Consider the following 1,330-nt stretch of genomic DNA (forward strand, 5'->3'; position numbering starts at 1 on the left):
GGCATCATCTGCCGCACCACCCACTCCCGATGCTCTATCGAATAACGCGCCACACGGCTCTCACTTCCGCCCACCGACCAAGACTCATCGAATCAACTCACACGACAACTATCCTGACGCGGCGGGAGAGCGTGAGCGACGTTGAAATCTGGTTCGTTCAGAAGGCGGAACTGTATTGGTTTTTAAGTAGCAACGCCGAAATCGAGTGTTATTTGAGCTGCTGAAAAACAGCTCTCTCAAAAACCGACTTTTTCAACAGAATCGGCCAAAAGTGGACTGTCCGCTTCGGCTTAGTAGGCCTCCGTTGAGACTTGGAGGTATCTACGAAATCGGAGGCTATTCACATCGTGGGAGGCTGTATAGCCTCCCTTCTATGCCATCTTATCCTCGAGATATTGATCAGTCTTATCTACCAGCAGCTTTACGAAACGGATGGCCTTTTCCAGGTCATCCCGTCGCACTAAGTGTGCTGCAGGTGCGCCGCCAGCATTCACTTTGGAGCGATGCACTGCCTGGCCGCGCTTGCTTATCCAGCCATCAAGCGCCTTTCGGTTCGCTGCCGCGTCAGCATTTAGCCCCACCCAACTTTCAGTGACGTCAAGACCTAGGTAATCCAAGAAAAGCTGCCGCGTTTTGGTCGCGTCAGGGTTATGAAATCGCTTGAGCTCACTTTCGAGTTTCTGACGAATGAAGTCGCCACAGTGGCTCCCGGCAATCAGGCGAAGTTGAATGCTTAGCGCCTCTTTGATCCGGTCTTCGACATAGGTTTCCCAAGCGGTCAAAGCCATCACCAATCCAGCTCGCTTAAGCACTTCTGCGTTCGGAGGAGGTACAGAACTATTCAGCGCATCAAAGTGCTCTAGAAGCTCCTCTGCGTCTTTGATGGAATACTCGAACGAATACTTCGCCTTGGACACAATTAGATCCCTTTGCTGATGAGTTCCTGTCCGCGCAAAATGCGTCATAAGCGAGGTAGTTAGCAACTGCTCTGCAATTATGCTTAGACACCACTTGGCGATCTCGGCCATTTTGTACCTGAGCTGGCTTAATGGCAGCTTCTAGCCACAACCCTTTTCAACTAACCTGCGATAGGTTCGAGCCTATTGGCACACTTCGTCAGATCTAAGGAAATACCAATGTCGATAATTGCAGAATACAAAGCCCTTGAAGCCCAGATCGCCGAGCAACAGAAACGTCTTGAAGTGCGGATTCCACGCTGACTCGGACACCCATTCCACGCACATCCGGACAGTGATTCCACGCTGATCCGGACACTCATTCCACGAGCATCCGGACACCGATTTCACGGCCATCCGGACACTTTTCAGGC

At 51.5% G+C, this 1,330-nt stretch carries 2 protein-coding genes; one reads left to right on the plus strand and one right to left on the minus strand.

Annotation, left to right across the window (positions count from 1 at the left end; translation table 11 throughout):
* A partial coding sequence (locus HBN63_RS21770) for a hypothetical protein (RefSeq protein WP_223181901.1) occupies positions 1-224 on the plus strand: 224 nt, incomplete at its 5' end.
* Between the two features lie 147 nt (positions 225-371).
* On the opposite strand, the gene HBN63_RS21525 is transcribed toward HBN63_RS21770, so the two are convergent.
* Positions 372-1,028 (minus strand): HEPN domain-containing protein, encoded by a 657-nt coding sequence (locus HBN63_RS21525; protein WP_262499079.1) that lies wholly within the window; start codon positions 1,026-1,028, stop codon positions 372-374.
* Between the last annotated feature and the right edge of the window lie 302 nt (positions 1,029-1,330).

The organism is Pseudomonas sp. WS 5011 (assembly GCF_012985775.1).
GTDB lineage: Bacteria > Pseudomonadota > Gammaproteobacteria > Pseudomonadales > Pseudomonadaceae > Aquipseudomonas > Aquipseudomonas peli.

What these genes read in the sequence shown, in the direction of transcription:
- HBN63_RS21525 (WP_262499079.1), bottom strand. Translation starts at nt 1,028, where the DNA reads ATGGCCGAGATCGCCAAGTGGTGTCTAAGCATAATTGCAGAGCAGTTG.